Source organism: Exiguobacterium sp. JMULE1, assembly GCF_013337175.1.
Classification (GTDB): domain Bacteria; phylum Bacillota; class Bacilli; order Exiguobacteriales; family Exiguobacteriaceae; genus Exiguobacterium_A; species Exiguobacterium_A indicum.
In genome coordinates, this window is record NZ_SGWC01000002.1 from 1,135,487 (window position 1) to 1,157,734 (window position 22,248).

Annotated in this window: 24 protein-coding genes and 1 pseudogene; 21 read left to right on the forward strand and 4 right to left on the reverse strand. The window is 47.3% G+C overall.

What is annotated here, in order from left to right; translation table 11 throughout:
* Positions 1 to 312: 312 nt before the first annotated feature.
* From EXW93_RS05985 to EXW93_RS06000, 4 genes are read left to right on the forward strand one after another with little or no spacing between them, the layout of a single operon-like run.
* Positions 313 to 1,434: an exonuclease SbcCD subunit D gene (locus tag EXW93_RS05985; protein WP_174316129.1), complete on the forward strand. Its 1,122-nt coding sequence runs from the start codon at positions 313 to 315 to the stop codon at positions 1,432 to 1,434.
* Positions 1,416 to 4,421, forward strand: coding sequence for an AAA family ATPase (locus EXW93_RS05990; RefSeq protein WP_174316130.1), 3,006 nt, complete (start codon positions 1,416 to 1,418; stop codon positions 4,419 to 4,421). Before EXW93_RS05985 ends, EXW93_RS05990 begins: the two co-directional genes overlap by 19 nt.
* A gap of 13 nt (positions 4,422 to 4,434) precedes the next feature.
* Positions 4,435 to 5,226, forward strand: a complete 792-nt coding sequence (locus EXW93_RS05995; RefSeq protein ID WP_174316131.1) for an AAC(3) family N-acetyltransferase — start codon at positions 4,435 to 4,437, stop codon at positions 5,224 to 5,226.
* Positions 5,227 to 5,283: 57 nt separating this feature from the next.
* Positions 5,284 to 6,021: a Bax inhibitor-1/YccA family protein gene (locus EXW93_RS06000; RefSeq protein ID WP_023467864.1), complete on the forward strand. Its 738-nt coding sequence runs from the start codon at positions 5,284 to 5,286 to the stop codon at positions 6,019 to 6,021.
* A gap of 170 nt (positions 6,022 to 6,191) precedes the next feature.
* Here the strand turns inward: EXW93_RS06000 and EXW93_RS06005 are convergent.
* Positions 6,192 to 6,544: pseudogene (locus tag EXW93_RS06005) on the reverse strand (hypothetical protein).
* A gap of 128 nt (positions 6,545 to 6,672) precedes the next feature.
* Positions 6,673 to 7,548 carry a LysR family transcriptional regulator gene (locus EXW93_RS06010; protein WP_174316132.1) on the reverse strand — a complete coding sequence of 292 codons (876 nt, stop codon included), beginning with the start codon at positions 7,546 to 7,548 and terminating at the stop codon, positions 6,673 to 6,675.
* Positions 7,549 to 7,665: 117 nt separating this feature from the next.
* Here EXW93_RS06010 and EXW93_RS06015 point away from each other — a divergent pair, with 117 nt between their 5' ends.
* From EXW93_RS06015 to EXW93_RS06030, 4 genes are read left to right on the forward strand one after another with little or no spacing between them, the layout of a single operon-like run.
* Positions 7,666 to 8,232: a DapH/DapD/GlmU-related protein gene (locus EXW93_RS06015; protein WP_174316133.1), complete on the forward strand. Its 567-nt coding sequence runs from the start codon at positions 7,666 to 7,668 to the stop codon at positions 8,230 to 8,232.
* 49 nt (positions 8,233 to 8,281) lie between these two features.
* Positions 8,282 to 8,674 (forward strand): cyclophilin-like fold protein, encoded by a 393-nt coding sequence (locus EXW93_RS06020; protein WP_217448900.1) that lies wholly within the window; start codon positions 8,282 to 8,284, stop codon positions 8,672 to 8,674.
* Positions 8,675 to 8,699: 25 nt separating this feature from the next.
* Positions 8,700 to 9,446 carry an SDR family oxidoreductase gene (locus tag EXW93_RS06025; RefSeq protein ID WP_174316135.1) on the forward strand — a complete coding sequence of 249 codons (747 nt, stop codon included), beginning with the start codon at positions 8,700 to 8,702 and terminating at the stop codon, positions 9,444 to 9,446.
* A gap of 15 nt (positions 9,447 to 9,461) precedes the next feature.
* A complete protein-coding gene (locus tag EXW93_RS06030; RefSeq protein WP_174316136.1) occupies positions 9,462 to 9,836 on the forward strand; it encodes a cupin domain-containing protein in 375 nt (124 codons plus the stop codon).
* A 43-nt stretch (positions 9,837 to 9,879) separates the two neighbouring features.
* On the opposite strand, the gene EXW93_RS06035 is transcribed toward EXW93_RS06030, so the two are convergent.
* Complete coding sequence (locus EXW93_RS06035; RefSeq protein ID WP_029341343.1) at positions 9,880 to 10,185, reverse strand: hypothetical protein; 306 nt, start codon at positions 10,183 to 10,185, stop codon at positions 9,880 to 9,882.
* A 130-nt stretch (positions 10,186 to 10,315) separates the two neighbouring features.
* Here EXW93_RS06035 and EXW93_RS06040 point away from each other — a divergent pair, with 130 nt between their 5' ends.
* From EXW93_RS06040 to EXW93_RS06085, 10 genes are all read left to right on the forward strand, one after another.
* On the forward strand, positions 10,316 to 11,050 hold the full coding sequence (locus EXW93_RS06040; protein ID WP_174316137.1) for a nuclease-related domain-containing protein: 735 nt from the start codon (positions 10,316 to 10,318) through the stop codon (positions 11,048 to 11,050).
* 75 nt (positions 11,051 to 11,125) lie between these two features.
* On the forward strand, positions 11,126 to 11,548 hold the full coding sequence (locus EXW93_RS06045) for a MarR family winged helix-turn-helix transcriptional regulator (RefSeq protein WP_053453045.1): 423 nt from the start codon (positions 11,126 to 11,128) through the stop codon (positions 11,546 to 11,548).
* Between the two features lie 68 nt (positions 11,549 to 11,616).
* Complete coding sequence (locus EXW93_RS06050; RefSeq protein WP_174316138.1) at positions 11,617 to 12,627, forward strand: ABC-2 transporter permease; 1,011 nt, start codon at positions 11,617 to 11,619, stop codon at positions 12,625 to 12,627.
* Positions 12,628 to 12,809: 182 nt separating this feature from the next.
* Complete coding sequence (locus EXW93_RS06055) at positions 12,810 to 13,124, forward strand: ArsR/SmtB family transcription factor (RefSeq protein WP_029341347.1); 315 nt, start codon at positions 12,810 to 12,812, stop codon at positions 13,122 to 13,124.
* A gap of 132 nt (positions 13,125 to 13,256) precedes the next feature.
* Positions 13,257 to 14,561 (forward strand): arsenic transporter, encoded by a 1,305-nt coding sequence (locus EXW93_RS06060; protein WP_174316139.1) that lies wholly within the window; start codon positions 13,257 to 13,259, stop codon positions 14,559 to 14,561.
* A gap of 20 nt (positions 14,562 to 14,581) precedes the next feature.
* Positions 14,582 to 16,240, forward strand: a complete 1,659-nt coding sequence (locus EXW93_RS06065; protein WP_174316140.1) for an FAD-dependent oxidoreductase — start codon at positions 14,582 to 14,584, stop codon at positions 16,238 to 16,240.
* Positions 16,241 to 16,375: 135 nt separating this feature from the next.
* Complete coding sequence (locus tag EXW93_RS06070) at positions 16,376 to 16,708, forward strand: PadR family transcriptional regulator (RefSeq protein WP_023467878.1); 333 nt, start codon at positions 16,376 to 16,378, stop codon at positions 16,706 to 16,708.
* Positions 16,698 to 17,225, forward strand: coding sequence for a DUF2812 domain-containing protein (locus EXW93_RS06075; protein ID WP_023467879.1), 528 nt, complete (start codon positions 16,698 to 16,700; stop codon positions 17,223 to 17,225). The genes EXW93_RS06070 and EXW93_RS06075 overlap by 11 nt, the downstream gene beginning before the upstream one ends.
* Positions 17,226 to 17,428: 203 nt before the next feature.
* The gene (locus tag EXW93_RS06080; protein WP_174316141.1) at positions 17,429 to 18,643 is read left to right on the forward strand and encodes a hypothetical protein; all 1,215 of its coding nucleotides are present in this window, start codon (positions 17,429 to 17,431) and stop codon (positions 18,641 to 18,643) included.
* Positions 18,644 to 18,661: 18 nt separating this feature from the next.
* Positions 18,662 to 19,279 carry a hypothetical protein gene (locus EXW93_RS06085; protein ID WP_174316142.1) on the forward strand — a complete coding sequence of 206 codons (618 nt, stop codon included), beginning with the start codon at positions 18,662 to 18,664 and terminating at the stop codon, positions 19,277 to 19,279.
* A 54-nt stretch (positions 19,280 to 19,333) separates the two neighbouring features.
* On the opposite strand, the gene EXW93_RS06090 is transcribed toward EXW93_RS06085, so the two are convergent.
* A complete protein-coding gene (locus EXW93_RS06090; protein WP_174316143.1) occupies positions 19,334 to 19,972 on the reverse strand; it encodes an SDR family oxidoreductase in 639 nt (212 codons plus the stop codon).
* Between the two features lie 264 nt (positions 19,973 to 20,236).
* Between EXW93_RS06090 and EXW93_RS06095 the strand changes: the two genes are divergently transcribed.
* The 3 genes from EXW93_RS06095 to EXW93_RS06105 all read left to right on the forward strand — a co-directional run bounded on the left by EXW93_RS06095 (position 20,237) and on the right by EXW93_RS06105 (position 22,238).
* On the forward strand, positions 20,237 to 21,067 hold the full coding sequence (locus tag EXW93_RS06095; protein ID WP_174316144.1) for a transporter substrate-binding domain-containing protein: 831 nt from the start codon (positions 20,237 to 20,239) through the stop codon (positions 21,065 to 21,067).
* On the forward strand, positions 21,060 to 21,857 hold the full coding sequence (locus EXW93_RS06100; RefSeq protein WP_023467882.1) for a transporter substrate-binding domain-containing protein: 798 nt from the start codon (positions 21,060 to 21,062) through the stop codon (positions 21,855 to 21,857). The genes EXW93_RS06095 and EXW93_RS06100 overlap by 8 nt, the downstream gene beginning before the upstream one ends.
* A 102-nt stretch (positions 21,858 to 21,959) precedes the next feature.
* Positions 21,960 to 22,238, forward strand: a complete 279-nt coding sequence (locus EXW93_RS06105; RefSeq protein WP_174316145.1) for a hypothetical protein — start codon at positions 21,960 to 21,962, stop codon at positions 22,236 to 22,238.
* Positions 22,239 to 22,248: the final 10 nt, after the last annotated feature.

Consider the following 22,248-nt stretch of genomic DNA (forward strand, 5'->3'; position numbering starts at 1 on the left):
GACACTAGCTTAACACAAAATACATTTATTGGATATTGGAAGTGACCGGAAGTAAGGTTTTTCAAAACATCAAAATTTCGTCAGATTTGTTTGAGCATCGTATAAATCACCTAAGAAATTCAGGTGAAAGATAACGCATAGTGCTTCTCTTCAATAACAAAAAGTATACTTTTTATTTCTTCAAATTCATTGTTGAGTCGCTAAGAAATATGATGACTCCTTCTTTTTGTGTTCCAAACGGATGTTCGTCGCAGAACGACCGCTTGCATGCTACACTTAAGCTACTATATTTAAAAAGTGAGTGTGATGAAGATGAAATGGATACATACTGCCGATTGGCATCTCGGCAAAATCGTTCATGGCGAATCGATGCTCGAGAACCAGCGGGCGGTCTTAGCGGATTTTTTGACACTCGTCGACCGCGAACAACCGGATGCGATCGTCATTGCGGGTGACTTATACGACCGCGCCGTACCACCAACGGAAGCCGTCGAACTGCTTGACGAGACACTGGCTGCCTTGATCCTTGACCGGGATATCCCGGTCGTTGCGATCAGTGGAAATCACGATTCAGCCGAACGGTTAAGTTTCGGAACGACGTTACTCCAACGGGCCGGTCTGCATCTCGTCGGAAAACTAACGCCGGTCATTACTCCGGTTACGATCAAAGGAGTATCGTTTTATCCGGTGCCATTTGCCGATCCTGCGACCGTTCGGTACGTGCACAAGGACGAAACGATCAAGACACATGATGATGCGATGCGGACGATTCTTGCTGCATGTATTCCGGATGGACCGAGTGTCCTCGTCGGTCATGCCTTTGTGATCGGTGGACTCGAGACGGATTCGGAGCGGCAATTGTCCGTCGGAACGGCAGGGCAAGTTAGCGCAAGCCAGTTTGCACCGTTTACGTATACGGCACTCGGTCATTTGCATAATCCACTTGCGATTCAATCCGAGACGGTTCGCTACAGCGGATCGCTCTTGAAATATTCATTCTCGGAAGCCCATCATGTCAAAGGGGTCGATGTGTTGACGTTGAACGATAAGGGTACATTCGATCGCCGGTTCGAACCACTTGAACCAAAACGTGACTTGCGGGAACTGACTGGAAGTCTCAGTGAACTGACAGACCCGGCGTTCGTCGCGACACAAGACACGGACGATTACTTAAAGATCAATCTAACGGACGGCGAAGCCTTGATGGATCCGATGGGCAAGTTGAAAAAAATCTACCCGAATATCCTTCACCTCGAGCGAATTGGATTCGTCCGCGAGAGTACGCGGGCAGTCAAGGCGTCGCGAGAGCAAGTCAAGGATGCATCCGTTGCAGATCTATTCAGTGAGTTTTATGAAGCAGTCCGTGAGAAGAAACCAACGGAAGCGATGCAAGCCGTCCTGAAGGAGGAAGCGACATGCGCCCAGAACGATTGATATTACGCGCCTTTGGACCGTTTGCTGGTGAAGAGACGATTGATTTCACGGCACTTGCCGGACGGACGATGTTCGTCATCTCCGGGAATACCGGAGCAGGAAAAACGACGATCTTTGACGCATTGACGTTCGCTCTGTATGGCGAAACGTCAGGCGGCGAACGGGAAATGAGCGAACTGCGAAGTCATTTTGCCGTGCCCGAGCAAAAGACGGAAGTTGAACTGGAGTTTACGCTGAAAGGGGAACGGTACCGGGTCATCCGTCAACCGAGTCAACCGCATCCGGTCAATAAAACCGGCTACTCGCATGAAGCCGAGCTCGCTCGGTTCGACGGAACGACATGGAAACCGCTCGCGGTCAAAATTCCAGAAATCAAGCAACGGGTTCAAGAGCTGATTCAGCTCGACCATAAACAGTTTTCGCAAATTCTCCTGTTGCCGCAAAATAAGTTCCGCGAACTGTTGATGGCAGAGTCAAAAGACAAACTCCAGATTCTCAAACAGCTGTTTAAGACGGAACACTATGGTGAGTTCCAGCAACGTTTGCACCGACAAGCGCTCGATCTTGCGGCACGCATCAAGGAAACGAAGACGAAGCAATGGGCCAAGCTTGAGGAACTACCTGTGCAAGCGAACTGGAGTGAACTGACGGAAGGCGACATCCGGTTACGGATGGAAGCGTTGACGACCGAACGGGACGAGTGGTTAACGGCTGCACGTCAAGCTGAAGTAGAGACCCGTGCGATTGTCGAGAAGAAAACGACGCAATTGCAACAAGGCGAGCAACTCGAAGCGGTTTTCCAAGAGCAGGAGCGACTTCAACAGACGGAACAGTTACTACTGGATCGCCTACCGGAAATCAAACAGATGCAAGAAGAAGCAATGGCGGCTGAACGCGCTCAAATCGTCGCACCGATCTATGACCAGTGGCAACAGGATCAAGAACAATTGACGCAACTCACGCATCGAAAACAGGAAACTGAACAGCACATCGCTCGCTTGAAAGAGCAACAAGAGGTCGTGCAAGCAAAAGTGGATCGATTGCTAGCGGAGGAACCACAGATTGAGCAACTCAGTCGTCGTCTCGAAAAGATTCAAGAAGAGCGCGAACGCTTGGAAGCAGAAACGGCTTTACGACAACAACAGCAACAACTAGTAGAACGTTTGAAGCTTCTTGATCCAGAGTCATTACGGAAGCAACTCGAACAAGCACGGACGGATCGAAAGAACGTTCAAGAACAACTGCATCCATTGCAAAACGTCGGAGCAGAGCGCTTACAGGTGCAAGAACGGCGCTTCATCCTGCAACAACTGGCGACGAAGATAGCGGAACACGACAAATTGGAAGCAGAACGACAACAGCTGATCGTCCGCGGCACGAGCGTCCGGGATCAAAAAGAGGCAGCAGCGCGCCAGTATGAAGAAGCGCGTAGATACGAACGGGAACAACTGGCTGCTGAACTTGCCAAAGGATTGACGGACGGGACGGCTTGCCCGGTTTGCGGGAGTACATCGCATCCGCAGCATGCTGTCGCCGTCGCAAAGGAACTATCCGTCGATGTAGCACAACAGCGGTTCCTTGAAGCCCAACAAGCGCATCAAGAATTGCAAGCCTCTTACCGGACAGTTGCGGAACGTCTCGGACAACTGACGACCGAAATGAAAAAGACGAGTGAAAACGAGTCATCTCATGCGGATGTTTCAGCACAGCTTCAGGAAGTTGAACAGACGGAAGCCCGATTAGCGGCAGCGCAGACGGAAAAAGCGCGTCTTGAGACTCGTCTGCAACAACTCGAGCAATCCATGGATCAGTTGCAACTGAAGATCGATGCAATGATCAAAGACCGGACTGTCATCGAATCGGAACTGGCGCATCTGACAGGACGTCTGAGTCAATCAGGAGAGTCCACGAAATCGCTACCAACACTCCGTGAGGAACAACAACAGGCAGAAACACGTATCGAGCAGTTCAAGCAAGTCAAACAGCAACAGCTACGCGAGAAGGAACAGCTCGATCGTGACTTCGCGGAACACCAAGGTCGATTCCGTCAATTAACTGAGGCATCTGCTGAACAAAGCGACCGATTAACGAAACGCGAAAACGAATTACACGCAGTCCTGGCAGAAGAAGCGTTTCCGACGATCGAAGCCTTCCGCGATGCGAGACGTTCTCGTGACGAACTCCGTCACCTCCAAGAACGTTTGGAACAAGACCGCCTAGCGCGGCAGGAATTGAAGCTGAAGCAGGAACAAGCCCGTTTGAAGACAGAAGGTCAAGTGCGTCCGGATCTCGAACAGTTGCGGATGGATGTGAAGACGTCGTCGCTCGAACTGACGGAGCGGACCGACCGACGTGTCGGGCTTGAGAAGGAACGCGCACACATCGATCAATTGATCGCGGCTTGGGAAAGCCTGCAACGCCAGATTGAGGACGAGGATGCGAGATACGGCATCATCGGTGAACTCGCTCGCGTTGGTGTCGGGGAGAATGCGCAACGGATGACGTTCGAGACGTACGTCCAGACGGCATACTTCGATGAGATCTTGTTCGCCGCAAACCGGCATCTGCACGAGATGACCTCTGGTCGTTTCCAGCTTGAACGGAAAACAGAGGCGGGAAAAGGACTCAAGAAATATGGGCTTGATTTAAATGTCTTTGACGCGTACACGTCGCAAACACGTCACGTCAAGACGTTATCTGGTGGAGAAAGCTTTAAAGCATCACTTGCGCTTGCGCTCGGATTGTCGGAAGTCGTTCAAGAAGCAAGTGGTGGCGTGTCACTTGAAACGATGTTTATCGATGAAGGATTTGGAACACTTGATCCGGAATCACTCGAACAAGCGATCGAGACGTTGCTCTCGATTCAAGCGAGCGGTCGCATGGTCGGAATCATCAGTCACGTCCAGGAACTGAAGTCACGAGTTGACGCAAAAATCGAGGTCAAACAAGGAAAAACGGGGTCGACGATTGCACTAGTCGTCGAGTAAGGAGCTAAGATCGATGGAAACACGAAACATGGTCACGAAAACACAAATCAAAGAGGCGTTACACGAATTAGGTGTGACGCCCGGTATGAAGCTGTTCGTCCATTCGTCTCTCAAACAAATCGGCTGGATTCCCGGCGGCGTACAAGCGTTAATCGAGGCCTTACAGGAAGTCGTCACGACGGAAGGGTTGATCATGATGCCGGCGCAGAGTACGGATAATTCGGATCCGAAAAACTGGAGCCAACCGGCTGTTCCCGAGGAATGGTGGGAAACGATCCGCCGGGAGATGCCGGCATATGACCCGGCAAAAACGGTCACACGCGGTATCGGGCGCGTCCCGGAAGTCTTCCGGACGTATCCCGGCGTCGTTCGAAGCGATCATCCGATGTGGTCCGTGACCGCCTGGGGGAAAGATGCGGCGACATTCGTTGCCGATCATACATTAGAAAATGGCTTCGGTCCCGGTTCACCGATTGAACGCTTCATCGAGGCGGACGGTCAAATTCTGCATATCGGTTCCCCTTGGGATACGACAACCGTCTGGCATTACGCGGAATACGGATTGAATCGTCCGGACGTCGAGGATGGCTGTAAAATCAAAGAGGGAACGACGGAACGATTCATTCATTACCGACATCGCCAAATCGATAGTGACGCGTTCGGTCCGATCGGTGAAGGGTTAGAAAGTGCCGATTTCGTCACGTCTGGTTTGATCGGACAAGCGAAATCGTACCGCATCGATGCGAAAGCCTCGATCCCAGTCGTCATGTTGCAATTAAAAGCGCTTGATCAATGGTTATTTTGAAACTTTTTCGGGAAACCTTCGTAGTAGAAAACAGAATCATAAAAAGGAGTGAAAGCAATGGCTTCACGTTTTAAAGTAAACCCGGCATTGCGTCGCGGATTCGATACGGCTCGTATCGGAGAACGACCAATGACAAAAAGCGGGACGATGAGCAAGATTTTCTTGATGCTCGCTCTCGTCACGGCAGCAGCAGGGGGAAGTTGGTTCTTCCTCGCAGAAAACCAAGGATTGTTGTTCCCAGCCTTAATCGGTGGATTCGTCATCGGTCTGATCCTTGCCTTGATCATCACATTCAAACCAGCAACAGCACCGGTCCTTTCACCGATCTATGCGTTGGCAGAAGGTGTCGCCGTCGGAGCATTGTCGCTCGTCTTTGAAAGCATGTACCCAGGTATCGTCGGGAAAGCGGTTCTTGCGACTTTCGTCGTCGCGTTTGCGATGTGGTTCGTCTACTCGACGGGGATGATTAAAGTGACGCAACGTTTCCGTTCTGCGGTCACAGCAGCGATTCTTTCGATCTTCGTCTTGTACGCAGTCAACTTGATTCTCTCGTTATTCGGTGTCGATCTCCCATTCATGACAGGTAGCTCACCGCTTGCGATTGGTATTCAATTCGTCATCGTCATCGTGGCATCCCTGTCACTCGTGATGGACTTCGATTTTATCTCGCAACAAGTTCGTGCGGGTGCTCCAAAATCGATGGAGTGGGTTGCAGCATTCGGATTGATTGTGACGATCATCTGGCTCTATATCGAATTACTCGATCTCTTATATCGCCTCGCGGCGCGGGATTAACAGCAACAGACGACGGAAAGTCCGTCGTCTCAGATTGTAGACAAACCCTCATTTCAAAGACGAAATGAGGGTTTGTTGTATGTCATACATAGGAATGGTATAAATCTACAGATGTATGCAAAACTGAAAAGATAACTTCTTGCAATATCAGGTAATTACGAGTAAAAGTTTTAAAATCCAGTGATATCAAAATTTGATAAATCTAATTTCAAGCCTTTCAGCTGCTTTATTAAAATATCAAATTTTAAAATATCTTTATTTCTTTTATTCTCAGGAATAGTATCTGGATTAAAAATTTGCATTCCTTCTTCTATCCATTTTTTCGATACAACTGAAATGCAACTTCTAAAAATACTTCAGGTATTGTTATAAAACCATGGATGACATCATGATCTTCGCTAAACCCGTATTCAAATCCACAACAAGGACATATTTCATATGTTTTTGAGTATGTCCCATCTATAAAGATTGGTTCTTCTAATCCTTCAAATCCACATACTAAGCATTCATGTAATGTATTCATTTTATAAATCGCACTCCTTTGCGAAAACTTATATCAATATTAATTTTTAAAATAGTTGGTACTTGTCAATTTATTCGGATGTATAAGTTTAAAACAAACGTAACAATCGTATCTGTATCATCGTCTCCTTAAGAATGATATCTTTCCTTGATTGTTCGCAGTAACACGCGCGCACTGGGCGATAAAGTCGCCTCTTTTTTCCAAATCAAATGGACGTCCGAGACGACGGGAGGATCGAGGGGAAGAAAGATTAGATCGGAAGCGGTCGTATCGATGATGCCATCGATTGCTAGAGCGTGACCCACCCCTTGACGTACAAGTAAGGACGCATTGAACAACAAATTATATGTTCCGATGATCTGACAATCCTCAAGCGTTAAACCACTCTGTTCATGGAAATACGTGTCGAGCTGTGTCTGCTCGGATAGGAGCAAGGAAAGGGAGAGGAGCTGCTCCCGCGAAATCGTTTTAGACTGTGCGATCGAGGCATCACGACGTGTTAAGACCCCCCAACGATCCTGACCGGGCAACCGTAAGGAATGAAACGCGGATAGATCGAACGGAGCAATGACAAGTCCGAAATCGAGCAATCCCTTTTCGAGCCGGTCGAGTACATCATTCCCATTGCCGCTGTACATACGAATCGTTACATCAGGATGAATGGTGTGTAACTCTCTAAACGCTTGCAACACCGTCGTCAATTGTTGAGTTTCGCCACCACCGATATGAATTTCACCCGTCAATACTTCTTTTGTGTTCAAATCGACTAATACCTTATCTGCTAGAGTAACCATCTCGCGTGCGCGCTCTTCAAAGAATCGTCCCTTTTCAGTCAAACGAAGCCCTTGCTTCGAGCGTTCGAACAATTCGACCCCAATCGTCTCTTCTAGTTGTTGCAGCTGACGCGATAATGCCGGTTGCGACAATCGAAGAATCCGTGCCGCTTTCGTAATGTTTTTTTCTTCAACTAAAGCTAAAAAATAACGTAGTTGTTGTAATTCCATCATTTCACCTCTTTCCATGCGAAAAACGTATGATTTATTACTTAAGATTAGCATTAGACATGAATGGTTGTCAGCCGTAAGATGAGACCAAGCAATCAAAAGAAAGGAGAATATACGATGACTGAACTACAAACTTATGTGAAAGAACATACGATTCTTCCAACGGATTCGGTCCTTGAGCACATTCATGCCATTCAAGATGAAATCGAACCGGAATTGCAGCGATTGAATCAAGCGATCTCACAAGAAGAGCGAAGACAGGTGCTTGCTGTGATCACAGGGCAAGACATCGATTCGTCTGTTAGAGTCTTAACGCCTCTATTTACGGATTTCGGACGGCATCTATCCATCGGCAAGCACGTTTTCCTCAATCGAGGTGTCATGTTCACGGATCTTGGTTCGATTCGTTTGGACGATCATGTCTTAATTGGTCCGTTCGCACGGTTGCTGACTGTCAACCATCCGGAATCACCGACGAAAAGAGGTGGCGTTGAGACAGCACCGATTCATGTCGGGCGTAATGCTTGGATTGGCGCTGGGGCGACGATTTTGCCTGGCGTGACAATTGGTGAGGATGCGATCATCGCAGCGAACGCCACGGTTACACGTAATGTTCCGCCCCGTACGATCGTCGCAGGTACTCCGGCGAGAATCATTCGAATGGTTGAGATGTCGGATGAGTAGGTGGTACGGTTGTCTACTTGCATTTTTTCTATTGAGTGGATGCACCGACATGAAAGAATCGTCACGACCGAGTGAATTAGAACAAAGGGAGTTGAAAAGCGTCTTGCTCCAAATCGATGGAACAACTGTGCCGATTCGTTTTGCAGACAATGAGACGGCGAGGGCTTTGCAAAAAAGACTGCCACTGACAATGCAGATGAAAGAGTTGAATGGAAATGAGAAGTATCATTACTTTCCGTTCTCGTTACCGACGAATCCAAAGAATGTCGGAACGGTGCAAGCGGGAGATCTCATGCTGTATGGATCAGATTGTCTCGTCCTGTTTTATGAGTCGTTTCAAACGTATATAAAATACACGCGAATTGGTTGGGTCGAACCGAATCGATTACCAGAACTATTATCGGCTGATACAGTACGTGTTCAAATGAGCACGAAACAATAAGAAAACAAGAGAGGAAGTCATCATCATGGCCATTCAAGGAAAAGTCATTATCATCACAGGAGCAAGCTCGGGTATTGGAGAAGCAACAGCACGCTTACTGGCAAGACAGGGAGCAAAGCTAGTGTTAGGATCACGTCGCAATGATCGACTGGCAAAACTCACGGAATTGATCCAAGCAGAAGGCGGGGAAGCAATATACCAAGAGACAGACGTCGTGAAACTGGAGGATAATCAACGTCTCATCGAAGCAGCATTGACGGCGTATGGTCGAATTGATGCGATATTCCTTAACGCGGGGCTGATGCCGAGTTCTCCACTATCTGCTTTACAAGTAGACGAGTGGAATCAAATGATTGACGTCAATCTCAAAGGTGTCTTGAACGGGATTGCGGCTGTCATGCCGACATTCACTTCCCAACGTGCGGGGCATATTCTGACGACCTCATCCGTAGCAGGTCTTAAGGCATATCCGGGTGGAGCCGTATATGGCGCAACGAAATGGGCAGTACGTAACTTAATGGAAGTCTTACGGATGGAGTCAGCGCAAGAAGGAACGAACATCCGCACAGCGACGATTTATCCGGCAGCGATTCATACCGAATTGCTCGAGACGATTTCACACGGAGAGTCCCTGGAAGGAATGACGGCACTATATGACCAATACGGTATCTCACCAGAGAGTATCGCGCGGATTGTCGCCTTTGCGATTGATCAACCAGAGGATACGAATGTGAGCGAATTTACGGTCGGTCCAACGACTCAACCGTGGTAAAAAGGAGGAGTATGGATGTTTCCACGAGGCGAAAAGAACGAAGCGTATCAAGAGGTATTCACAGGTATCAGTTATTTAGCACCACTTGTCGACGAATCATTACCCGTTTCCGTATCACATGTGACATTCGAGCCGAAGACGCGGAACCATTGGCACATCCATGATGGAGGATATCAAATTCTCCTCGTCACGGAAGGGGAAGGATGGTATCAAGAAGAAGGGCAACCCGCTCGACATTTGCAAGCAGGAGATGTCGTCGTCACGCATGATGGTGTGAAGCATTGGCACGGGGCAACACGGTCTTCCTGGTTTTCGCACATTGCGATCACTGCTGGTACACCAATCTGGCTCGAGGCAGTTTCAGACGAACAATATGAAGTAATGAAATGAATAGAAAGACCATCTGAACTTCGCTGTCAGATGGTCTTTTTGATCATATTCCGTGCTCGCTTTTTAGTTGATCGACGTATTGTTTTGCTTCGAGTAAGGACGATCCGAGCGTCTCTCGAACGCGTTTGACAGCTTCAACCGTCTTTCCTTCATGAAGCAACTGAACCAGTTCGACTTGTAACGCTGCTTCTTCTAGTGACACCTCATTCAGACCGAGGTGCTCTTCGATCCGTTGTAGCTTCTTCAGAATCGTTTGTTGGCGGCGTTTCGCTTCGTCTGCTTTTTGAGATAAGGACATCCAGATGAAGAATAAGACGATTAGTGGTGCGAACGTGACGACAGAATCCATGGAGAACACCTTCCTTTGTTTCACCGTACCATAGGATAGTCACCATAACAAATAGTGGAAAATGATGCAGAAATTGATTATGCTGATATAGTGGAAAATAAAGGGTTAATATGGAAAGGAGATAAATCTAGTGGATAATGTGTTAGTGACATTTTTACCGCTCTTGATTCAAATCGGACTGATCATGGTACTGTTCTTCTTCGGAACGTTTGGTCTGTTTTTCTTCGTAAAACGCAGTTCGTATCACAGTAGTCGTTATTATCGTTTAACGCGCGAACCGTTTTTACGGATCGTTCGTGATAAAGGGAAATGGGGCGAATACTTGACGACACGTCAACTCGATCAAGTTTCCGGATACGGCACTTATGTCTTTAATACATACTTACCACGTGCGCGTGGAGAAGGAACGACGGAGATCGATGTGACGTTCATTCATGAAAGTGGCATCTATGTACTCGAATCGAAAAACTACAGCGGGTGGATTTTCGGACGCGAGCAGGACCGTCAGTGGACGCAGCAGTTCCAGAATCGCTTCAAGCAACGGTTCTATAATCCGATCAAACAAAATGAAGGGCATCTCAAAAGCATGCAACGCTTCTTAGAAGGAACGGATCCCGCGCTCTTTCACTCCTTGATCGTTTTCAGCGAACGCTGTGAACTGAAAAAGATCACCGTCGATTCAGCGCATGTCCGTGTCTTGAAACGAAATGTCCTTCGCAAGACGATCGAGCAACTCGCGACAGGAAAACCATTGACACCGAGTCAAGTTGATACGATTGCAGGGGAACTCGGGGTTCATTCACAAGTCGATCGTGCCACGCAACAAGCGCATATCGAAGGGATTCGCCAACGCCAGGCAAAATGAGACCGTTGACGGACTTGTTCTTCTTCAGGTATAGTGGATAAATAATAAGTAGTGCAACTATATGGAGATGATGGGATGAAAGAATCGGAATGGTCGCTGGGCATGCAATTATCCCGTAGTTATTATGCGTTCAAACGTGCTGCTGCTAAACGGATGGAAGCGTTCGGTCTGACACCAGAGCAGTTTTCTGTCCTGAGCGAACTCGCTAAACAAGATGGTGTTTCGCAAAAGCAGCTGGCACTCGTGACAGAACGTGATCAAACGACGATTGGTAAGATTCTCGATAAGCTCGGTAAAAAAGAACTGATTGTTCGGACGCCGGACCCCCGGGACCGACGAGCGGTTCTGCTCTTGATGACACGAGAAGGACGCGACATCGTCGATCGCCTCGGACCAGAGCTCGATCAGCTACAACTCGAAGCGTTCCGTGGACTATCGCGACAGCAAATCGAGCAATTAAAGGAAACACTTGAGACCATTCACCGGAATGTGACGTGAATGGTTTTCCTTCGGGCATATAGTTGCACATGATATTATAAGTAATGCATATAAAAGGAGATTGTAATATGAAAGCATGGAAAGATGTCTGGTCAATGACACAAACGAAAGTGGGGCTCGTCTTCGCGATCGTCGTCCCGCTCTTGTTCCTCGTCGTCTGGATGACTGGTTACGAAGGAACAACGGAACGACTCGATCAATTGAACGTCGGTGTCGTTGGCGAAGTGAACGACCCGTTCGTCACATCACTAAAAGAAGCACCGTTCACGGTCCAAGCAGTTCCGACCGAAGCGAAAGGGTTGGAAGCACTCGATGCCAATGAAGTCGATCTCGTCCTACAAAAGGATGATACAATACGTCAACTAACGGCGCACGTCAGCCAGACGAATGCCGAATTCGCGAATGCGATTCTCGAGCGGGCAACGGAAACGATCGGCAAACAGTTGAATGGTGAGCCGACGTTTACGACATCGGTCGTCACGGAGCATGCCGTCTCAGATTTTGCCTTGTCGATGCTGCCACTCGTCCTCGGGTTCGTCATCTATATCGCGACGATGACGATGGGGATTCAATTCAATCTTGTCAGTACGATCTTAAGTAAGCGTCATTCGATCTGGTCGCTATTTTGGAGTCGCCAACTGTTGCACGGGATTGTTCTTTTGGTCGTTCCATTACTGCTCGTTTCCATGGCACATGTATTAACGGACATCACGACACCATTCATCAAACTGTGGGCGTTCGAGCTCCTTGTCGTCGCGACCTGTATCGCCGTCACGCAGATGAACTTTGCGATATTTGGACCGATTGCGCCACTCGTCAACGTCGCATTGATTCCGTTCCAGTTGATGACTGCTGGAAACATCGTGCCGGCGAAGATGCTGGCACCGTTTTATCAATCGCTTGGAACATTCCTACCTGTTCCGAATGCAGTCTCCGGTTTCAGTCGATTGCTGTTCATGAATGGTTCAGTAGGGACACAGGTGCTTCATTTATCACTGATTGGTCTCGGTAGTTTTATCGTGACATGTTTAGTGGTGAGTTGGAGGGAACAACGACAAGCACGACGTGTTGTTGCATGAAGAATATAAGAAGAATCGTCATCGAATGAGATGGCGATTTTTTTATTTGAGATAGATTTATGAAAAAATCATTGCATAACAAAAAGGTTATATAATAATATGGTTATGTGAAAAGCGAAAAAGATAAATTCGCTCCTGTATCAGGCATGGATTATACGTTTAAGAGAAAGGAGGACTCTCCAGTGATCGAGACAGCAAAACGGGTAGAAGAGATGAGTCAGTTCTTAAAGCTACTGAGCGATGGAACACGTCTTGAAATTTTGCGAAGACTACACGTTCGGGAACATTGTGTCTGTGATTTCGTCGAAATGTTTGATATTTCGCAACCTGCAGTCAGTCGTCATCTAAAATTATTGCGTCAGTCCCATCTCATCTTGGAACGACGTGAACGACAATGGATTTATTTTCGAATCAATCCAGATCACCCGCAACACAAGTTGTTATTGACGATTTTAGAAGAAATGGACACTCCGGACATCCCGGACAGAAGTTGCTAAGGACACACACCGTGGATGAAATGGATTAGCACGAGCAAGGCATTGGAATCGAGACGATATTCCATTCTTGATGACACGTTCAAGGTTGGCGAATCGTTAACAGAACCACTCGAAATTTAATACAGAAATGAAGTGAACGCATTGACCGGTACACATTTACTAGCGATCGGAATTTTTCTGATCACCTTATTCTTAATCATTAAACAACCGAAAGGACTCGGCATCGGTTATTCCGCAATGGGGATGGCACTCGTTGCGCTATTGACGGGAGTCGTCAATCTCGATGATGTTTCGACTGTCTGGGGCATCATCTGGAATGCCACCTTTACGTTCATCGCCCTGATCATCATCTCATTGATTCTTGATGAGATCGGATTCTTCGAATGGGCGGCACTCCACATGGCACGCATCGCGCGAGGTGGTGGTGTCAAACTATTCGTGTACATGACATTACTTGGTGCTGTCGTTGCGGCTTTATTTGCGAACGATGGGGCAGCATTGATCCTGACACCAATCGTCCTCGCGATGGTTCGTCACTTGAAACTTCCGGATTATGTCGTGTTAGCCTACGTATTCGCTTCCGGATTCATTGCCGATACAGCCAGTTTACCGTTCGTCGTCTCGAACCTCGTCAACATCGTCTCAGCAGACTTCTTTAACATCGGGTTTACGGAGTATGCGTCACGGATGGTATTCGTCAATCTCTTTTCTGTCGTAGGCAGTCTGATTGTCTTGTATCTCTATTTCCGAAAGAGTATCCCAAAGAATTACGATGTAGCGCAACTCGTCGCACCCGCGACAGCGATCAAGGATCAACGGATGTTCAAGTTATCTTGGTTCGTCCTCATCTTGCTTGTCGTCGGATACTTTACGAGTGACATCGTCGGCATTCCAGTCAGTCTTGTCGCTGGAATCATCGCCTTGTTCTTCTTATTGATGGCACGTCGTTCACCGAGCGTACCGACGAAAAAGGTCATCGGTGGTGCACCGTGGGCGATCGTCTTCTTCTCACTTGGAATGTACATCGTCGTCTACGGACTTCAAAATGCCGGATTGACACAAGTTCTCGCTGACATCATTGATGGCTTTGCGACGAATTTAGCAGCCGCGACATTTGGTATGGGCTTCTTGGCTGCTATCTTGTCGTCCATCATGAATAACATGCCGACCGTCATGATCGATGCCCTTGCGATCGATTTGAGCCAGGCGACTGGAACGATGCGAGAAGCGCTCATCTATGCGAACGTCATCGGATCCGATCTTGGACCGAAGATCACGCCGATTGGTAGTCTAGCGACATTACTTTGGTTACACGTGCTTCGGACGAAAGGCGTGAAGATTGGTTGGGGTCAATACTTTAAGATCGGAACGATTCTGACGATCCCGACACTTGCCATCACATTGCTTGGCTTGTATATCAGCTTGATACTTTATTGATTTTTGAGGAGGAACGAAAGATGAAATTGATGATTATTGGTTCAGTTGCTGCGGGAACATCAGTAGGAGCAAAAGCACGTCGTAACAGTGAAGAGTTAGAAATCACGATTTATGATCGGGATCAGGACATCTCGTATTCAGGTTGTGGGATTCCCTACTTCGTCGGTGGGGAGATCGCTGACATCGACGAATTGACACCGCGCGATGCCGCTTTCTTTAAAAAACGATATAACATCGATATTCATACACAACACGAAGTCGAGTCGATTGATCATGCGACAAAAACGGCGACGATCGTCAATCTCCTGACAGGGGATCGTTTCACGGACACGTATGATACGTTAGTGCTGGCAACCGGTGCTTCTAGTATCGTTCCACCGCTTCCAGGCGTTGAGCATGAGAATGTCTTTACGGTTCGAAATGTCCGCAATGCCGACGCGATCCGGTCCTACATTGATGCCCATGATCCGAAAACGGCAACAATCGTCGGTGGAGGATTCATCGGACTCGAGATGGCAGAGCAATTGACGTATCGCGGTATTCAAGTCACGCTCGTCGAACGCTTGCCGCAAGTCATGCCGCCACTTGATCGCGATATGGCAGAACGCGTAGCGGATCACTTGAAAGATAAAGGGGTATCCCTCTTGCTTGGCGAATCCGTGACAGCGTTCAACGGAGAAGAACGTATTTCTGAGGTCGCGCTTGAGAGTGGAAAAACGATCGAGGCGGATCTCGTCATTTTATCTGTTGGCGTCAAGCCGAACACGGGTCTTGCGAAGCAGATTGGCGTAGCGCTTGGTAAAACAGGAGCGATTGCAGTCAACCGTCACATGCAGACGAATGTAGCCGATGTCTACGCAGTCGGTGACGTCGCGGAGAGTTTCTCCGTCATCACGGGTGAAGCACTTTATCGTCCGCTTGGTTCAACAGCGAACAAGATGGGACGGATTGCCGGCATGGTCATTACCGGAGAAGAAGCGGAGCACCGTGGTATTTTAGGGACAGGAATCTTTAAGGCGTTCGATTTGACTGTCGCTCAAACGGGGTTGACGGAAAAAGAAGCGCGTGAGTCAGGCTATGACATCGAAGTCTTGCATAACATCAAACCAGATCGTCCGGAATACATGGGCGGGAAAGAGATGACGATCAAAGCGATTGCCGATCGGGCAACAGGGCGAGTTCTCGGAGCCCAGATCGTAGGTCCGCAAGGTGTCGACAAACGGATTGATGTCCTGGCGACGGCGATCACCTTTAAAGCGAAGGCAGAGGATTTATTCCATCTCGACTTAGCTTACGCTCCACCGTTCGCGACGACGAAGGATCCCGTTCTCTATACGGGAATGGCACTCGATAATGCCATCAAAAAAACAGCGCGTTTGATGACGCCGAATGAATTGATCGACCAAGTCGCGGGTGGGAAGTCGTTCCAAATCATCGATACACGCTCAAAAGCACAATTCGAAAAAAATCATGTTGATGGAGCGATTCATATCCCGCTTGGTGAACTGCGAACACGCGCGAAGGAACTGGATCCGACGTTACCGACGATCGTCTACTGCAACAAAGGCGTGACGGGGAATGCTGCGCAAAACGTCTTGAAAAACCTTGGATTTACGGATGTATGCAACTTATCTGGTGGTAACAAGAACTATCAACATATTAAAAAATGCTTGTCATAAAATCGAACAATATAGCGTGATGATCCTATTCATTTAGGGATCGTCACGTTTTTTTGTTGCCAAATCGTTAGAAATAGGATATATTTAGTATATCGGGAGACGATATAACGGAAGACGTAGTAAGGAAGTGGGAAAATGGCAAAAACAGTCCAGGAGACAGCATTAACAGAAGCTGTCTATTATATTTTACTGTCACTTCAACAACCCCGTCATGGTTATGGCATCATGCAATTCGTCCAGGAGTTGAGCAACGATCGTGTCAAATTAGCTGCTGGTACGTTGTACGGCGCACTCAGCAGTCTGGTCGATAAAGGATGGATTGAAGCGATCGAGCAAGAAACAGGGCGAAAGAAAGAGTACATCATAACGAATCAGGGGCGGGAGAGATTACAGGTAGAGCTGGATCGACTAAAAGAACTCGTGCGACATGGACAAGAAACGATGGGAGTGGATCAAGGTGAGCAGTAAAACGGTCTATCGCTTTTACGCTGATTATGCAAAAGAAGAAGTGTGGTTAAACGAGATGGCAAACAACGGCTGGTACTTACAGCAGTTTCGACTCGGACGTTATGTATTCATCAAAGGTGAACCTGGTATGTACACGTATCGAATCGAGTTATTAGAAAACATGCCAAAGCATCCGAAATCGCAGGACTACTTTGCGTTTTTGGAAGAGATGGACATCGAAGTCGTTGATACATCGTTCCGCTGGGTCTTCTTAAGAAAACGGACCTCGGACGAACCATTTCATTTGTACTCGGACTTTGATTCACAGATCCATCACGAACATCGGATTTTGCAACTCTATAAAGTCGTTTTTTTCGTGAACATCATTGCAGTACTCATTAATTTGTTTAATCCGATTACCGACACGATGATCTGGTTCAATCTCGCGATCGTGACGGGTCTCTCATTCGTGATGCAACGCCACGAACGTAAAATTCAAACGTTACGTGGATTGCGTGCCATTGCGGAGCAGGATTAAACGCATATAACCTGATTTCGCACTTCCTCATGTCTCTAAATGAAACGTGGGGAATTTTTTTTGTGGTTAGAGTTTAGGAGAATGTTGTAAAGTTGGTCAATTCGTCTAACAGTGTTGTAAGAAAGACGTATTACGTCATCTAACAGTGTATAACTAGATAGAAATAACTGTTTAAATAAACAAGTCAAGGAGTCATGAATCGAATGGATAAGTCTATCCGTAAAAAGCGGATTTTTTATAGTCTAGTGTTTTTAGTCAGTGGAAGTATCCTTTTAGCGACCTGGATGAAAGTGCAACAGGATCGTGCAAACGCAACTGTCCTAACACGTTCTTCAATTACAGCCATCGATTTTAGTCCTCAACAAGACACCGTGATGTTGGTCTATCCAGGACAGGGAAAAGGGAAAACGAATGATCCTGAACTTGCTTACAGTTCGATTGTCACGATCAACATGAAAGGACAGGTATTAAACGAACGTCAGATCCATGATCCTGCAATCACGAACATGACGCTTGTGCAAAAACCGAGTACGCCGAATGTGTTGTATGCCTCTGGCGCAGGATATCCGAACCACTTTCATACGTTCGATTTTACGAAACGACGGTTTGTTCAACATAGTGTGACGTATTTCAAACACGATCCCATGATGGAATCGATCAAACACTTTGGTCCGAATACATGGTTCAAGACGTTGAATTCATATAAAACCGGTATGCAGCGCTCGTCTCAAGGAACAGGATTTTCGCACACTTTTTCTAATTTTGATACAAAAGAAAACTATGAGACGCCTGCACGATTCGAACCAGGAAACTCGATGATGATTGAATTAAAGCAGCATTTAGCGTATGCCAGTATAGGTAGCGAAGATGAACAAGAAGAAAAAGCAGCGATGATTTTTTTGGATAAACGAACTGAAAAACCAGTCGTATATCGTAAAAGAGATGAACCATATGCATACTCAGCACTCTATGGAAAGGATGATGCGGCATACTTCGCTAGTACGGACGGCTGGATGATTCGGATCAATGAGTCAGGGGAACAAACCGAGCGATACTATCCATTTCTTCAGAATACGAATTTTGATAGTACCGATCCGATTCGAATGATTGATGCAACACAAGGGATTCAAGTCGTTCAGCAATTTTCTCATGATAATCAAAATCGGGATCGCCATATCCTAGTCAAATGGTCATTCGGTCAATCGTTCTCGGTCCAGAAAATCAAACCGAAATTTTGGAAAGCAGACAAATGGTACAAGTACTTATATATTCATCCCAAGACGAAAAAATCATACTTCATCGAATTTGACCCTGAACACCCGGATAAAGGGAAACTGCTCATTACGAATAAAAAGTATGAGTTGCTTCACGAGATGCCGGTTGAAGGACCGATTGGAATCGACTTTGTGATTGAGTGAGGCAGGGGGAAAGATGTTTTGAATCGTATCGAGCGATTTGAATTTGAATTTGAAGAAAAAGCGGGAGACCGACTTCCGTTGTTCACGTATCTAGAGCAACAGCAATCAGATTGGTCTTCTTTACAAGATGATGAAGCGCGTGAGGGAAACTTTCACGTAAGCATGTGGATCAGTGGAGAGAAGATTTCCTGGTCATATGACGTGCGAGAACGGGACGAAGTAACACAAACATATCGGTTTAGCATTTTCATGCAACGCTGGAAAAACATCTGGGAATGGGATCAGCAGCGTCACTTGCTTAGTGGAAACGGATTTGGAATTCATCAAACACTAGCCGACTCCGTCAGGACATCTGCCAAGTCTGAAGCATATTTGGAAAGGGCATCGAACGAGCTTGCTGGCTACGATGCGGAAGGACTACTCTTTTATTTTGGTCCCGGACCGTGGGACGACTTTCAGAACGCGGATGATGAGCTGGATATGTTTCTCGAGTTCGATGAGATCAACACAAAAGAGAAGATGCGTACGGAAGGGCTGTATTTTGATTACGATACCCAGCGCTGGATCGATATTCCGGCGTCGTTACCCGTCATTGGTGAGACGATGCTCGTGATGTATCGCCAATTATACGAATGATTCATTTGATCAAAAAAAGCTCACGTCTCGGAAATCGAGACGTGAGCTTTTGTATTAGAATAATTCGTCGATCGGTGTGTCACCTTCAAGCAGTGTGACGACTTGCTTCGACGCCTTGTCGTGACCGATTGCAGCTAGAATGACGCGTGCGACATCCTCACGCGGAATTTTTTTAGTTGCTTGCTCGGACGGATCCGTCGTGACGTTTCCTGTGCCGACTTCATCGGATAGTCCGCCTGGGCGAAGAATCGTGTAGTTAAGTGACGATTCCTTCAGGACACGATCCGCGTAGCGTTTTGCAATGTAATACGGCTTCATGCTGTCAGACCATGTTTCCGGCGAATCGGCATTCAAGGCACTGACCATGATGAACTGTTTTGCATTGATTGCTTCCGCTGCTTCAATCGCTTTGACAGCACCGTCGAAATCGATCAGCATCGTCTTGTCCGCTCCTGTGTGACCGCCGGATCCTGCCGTAAAGATGACGACATCTGATCCTTGTAATGCATCCGTGATCGTCGCGACGTCCGCTTCCAGATCGAGATGGACCGGGGTATGACCTAATTTCTCAAAATCACTGAACTGGTCCTTGGAACGTAATCCTACTTTGACATCGTGTTCCGAATCCTGCAGTAAGCGAGCAGCGTGACGACCTACTTTACCATTTGCACCAATGATGAAAATCTGACTCATGTTCCATTCCTCCATTTCACGATTTGATGATTCTGTTTCAGTATGGAAAAGACGAAGGGATTCTGTAAAGAGAGACGACTTGTAGAACTGTAACCGTCATCAAAATATCTTTTTAACGCTTTTATGCATAAAATCATCAAATTATCTTGAAATCACGTGTAAGTGTGGTAGGATAATGACTATTACCCACACCGAAAATCATTTGGGTTAAATTGTAGCAATATTCGGTGAATGGGCAACGACGAAACAGAAAGGAGAGATACGATGAGAAAGAAACCATGGCTACTGGCAGGACTTGTTTTGACAGGCGTTGCCGCTTGGACGATTTGGAATCAACAGACGGATGCCAAAGCACATGACATCTTCGAAGACCAAAAGCTGGTCGTCGGGACGACGGGGGATTATAAGCCCTTTACATACTGGAACGAGGAACGGAATCGTTATCAAGGCTTTGATATCGATGTCATCCAAGCGTTCGCCAAAGCAGCAAATCTTGATGTGACGTTCGTCAAGACGACATGGCCGACATTATCGGAGGATACGAAATCAGGAAAGTTTGATATCGCTGTCGGTGGCATCACGAAGAAAGTCGAGCGCGAGGTCGTCGGAGACTTTACATCGTCGTATTTCTCCTTTCAAAAAGCACCGCTCGTAAAGAAGAAAGATGTCGAACGCTTGAATTCGCTCGCTGCAATCAATGATCCAGCAGTCAAAATCGGTGTCAATCCGGGTGGCACGAACGAAGCGTTCGTGAAGAAGCATTTTTCGAAGGCAGATGTGACCGTCTTTGAGAACAACTTGGACATCCCGAAAGCCGTAAAAAGTGGACAAGTCGATGTCATGGTGACGGACGACATCGAGGCGTTGCATTACGCGACAGAACTCGATCTTGCGGTGCCGAAACTGACAGAGGCGTGGGAACCAGCCGAGATGGCGTATTTGATGAAACCGGATCAAAAACAGCTTGGAGACGTTTTCCGAGTCTGGATTGAAAGTGCAGAAGGGCAAAAACAGGTTGAACAACTAAAGAAAAAATGGAACATCGTCTCGACGCGTGAGACGGTCGGAGCGAAAGGAGCGGGAGCACATGAGTAAATGGGGATGGATCGTCGTCGGAGGTGGCGTCCTGTTTGCGAGCTTATTGACGCTATGGCAAGCGGAGCAACCACGACGTGTACAAGCGAAGAATGTCTTTGCGACGAAAAAAATCGTCGTCGGAACGACTGGGGATTACAAACCATTCACGTACCTGAACCGGAAGACGAACGAGTACGAAGGATTCGATATCGAAGTGATCCGTTCTTTCGCGAAGACGACCGGTATCGATGTCGAATTCGTCCCGACGACATGGCCCACGCTATCTGCTGATCTTGCTAGCGGGAAATTCGATATGGTCGTCGGGGGCGTAACGAAGAACATCGAGCGCGAGATCATCGGTGACTTCACGTCGAGTTATCTGTCGTTCCAAAAGACACCGCTCGTCCGTAAAGAAGATGCTAAACGCCTTGCTTCGATCGAACAAATCAATCGTCCGGACGTGACGATTGGTCTAAATCCAGGCGGAACGAATGAACAGTTCGTCCGTAAGACGTTCACGAAGGCGAATATCGTCATGTATGAACAAAACCTCGACATCCCGCATGCGGTTGCCTCAGGTGAAGTCGATGTCATGATCACCGATACGGTCGAGGCGATTCATTATGAAGCGCTCGACAAACGACTCGCGGCACCAAGAATTCAAGAAAAATGGATTCCAGCAGAGAAGAGCTATCTCGTTCGAGAGTCGGAAGGAGACGTTGTTGATGTCTTCAATCTCTGGATGCAATCGCACGAAGGTCAAGAAGAGATGGAGCAATTAAAAGAAAAATGGCAAGTGGCGTCTTAAGTGGATCGTGTCTCCTGACAGCAGGAGGCACGATTTTTTCGTAACAGGAATCTAGTGGGAAAGGACGAACAAGTATGTAGAAGCAAATTAGGAGGAATCAATATGTTAAAAAACGTGTCAACGAGACAATGGCTCATCATGACCGTTCTTTTTGCTGGTATCACTTACACATGGATTGTCATCGGAGAGTCATGGATTAATCCTACGTTGTTATTCGGAGGGGCGATTGTACTTGCGAGTGGTGCAGTGCTCTCATTTAGTCTCGCGTTAGCCCGAACTGTTCGATTAACAGGAATCGGATTAACGATGATGCTGGTGTCAATCGGTACGACGCTTGTAGCGTCTGCTGGTGTCGTGTATGGCATTTTTATTTGGTCATAAAGGATCTAAA

Excerpts from the sequence above, each read along its gene's own strand:
- EXW93_RS05985 (WP_174316129.1), top strand. The coding sequence starts at position 313 with ATGAAATGGATACATACTGCCGATTGGCATCTCGGCAAAATCGTTCAT.
- EXW93_RS05990 (WP_174316130.1), top strand. The coding sequence starts at position 1,416 with ATGCGCCCAGAACGATTGATATTACGCGCCTTTGGACCGTTTGCTGGT.
- EXW93_RS05995 (WP_174316131.1), top strand. The coding sequence starts at position 4,435 with ATGGAAACACGAAACATGGTCACGAAAACACAAATCAAAGAGGCGTTA.
- EXW93_RS06000 (WP_023467864.1), top strand. The coding sequence starts at position 5,284 with ATGGCTTCACGTTTTAAAGTAAACCCGGCATTGCGTCGCGGATTCGAT.
- EXW93_RS06010 (WP_174316132.1), bottom strand. The coding sequence starts at position 7,548 with ATGGAATTACAACAACTACGTTATTTTTTAGCTTTAGTTGAAGAAAAA.
- EXW93_RS06015 (WP_174316133.1), top strand. The coding sequence starts at position 7,666 with ATGACTGAACTACAAACTTATGTGAAAGAACATACGATTCTTCCAACG.
- EXW93_RS06020 (WP_217448900.1), top strand. The coding sequence starts at position 8,282 with ATGAAAGAATCGTCACGACCGAGTGAATTAGAACAAAGGGAGTTGAAA.
- EXW93_RS06025 (WP_174316135.1), top strand. The coding sequence starts at position 8,700 with ATGGCCATTCAAGGAAAAGTCATTATCATCACAGGAGCAAGCTCGGGT.
- EXW93_RS06030 (WP_174316136.1), top strand. The coding sequence starts at position 9,462 with ATGTTTCCACGAGGCGAAAAGAACGAAGCGTATCAAGAGGTATTCACA.
- EXW93_RS06035 (WP_029341343.1), bottom strand. The coding sequence starts at position 10,185 with ATGGATTCTGTCGTCACGTTCGCACCACTAATCGTCTTATTCTTCATC.
- EXW93_RS06045 (WP_053453045.1), top strand. The coding sequence starts at position 11,126 with ATGAAAGAATCGGAATGGTCGCTGGGCATGCAATTATCCCGTAGTTAT.
- EXW93_RS06050 (WP_174316138.1), top strand. The coding sequence starts at position 11,617 with ATGAAAGCATGGAAAGATGTCTGGTCAATGACACAAACGAAAGTGGGG.
- EXW93_RS06065 (WP_174316140.1), top strand. The coding sequence starts at position 14,582 with ATGAAATTGATGATTATTGGTTCAGTTGCTGCGGGAACATCAGTAGGA.
- EXW93_RS06070 (WP_023467878.1), top strand. The coding sequence starts at position 16,376 with ATGGCAAAAACAGTCCAGGAGACAGCATTAACAGAAGCTGTCTATTAT.
- EXW93_RS06080 (WP_174316141.1), top strand. The coding sequence starts at position 17,429 with ATGGATAAGTCTATCCGTAAAAAGCGGATTTTTTATAGTCTAGTGTTT.
- EXW93_RS06090 (WP_174316143.1), bottom strand. The coding sequence starts at position 19,972 with ATGAGTCAGATTTTCATCATTGGTGCAAATGGTAAAGTAGGTCGTCAC.
- EXW93_RS06095 (WP_174316144.1), top strand. The coding sequence starts at position 20,237 with ATGAGAAAGAAACCATGGCTACTGGCAGGACTTGTTTTGACAGGCGTT.
- EXW93_RS06100 (WP_023467882.1), top strand. The coding sequence starts at position 21,060 with ATGAGTAAATGGGGATGGATCGTCGTCGGAGGTGGCGTCCTGTTTGCG.
- EXW93_RS06105 (WP_174316145.1), top strand. The coding sequence starts at position 21,960 with ATGTTAAAAAACGTGTCAACGAGACAATGGCTCATCATGACCGTTCTT.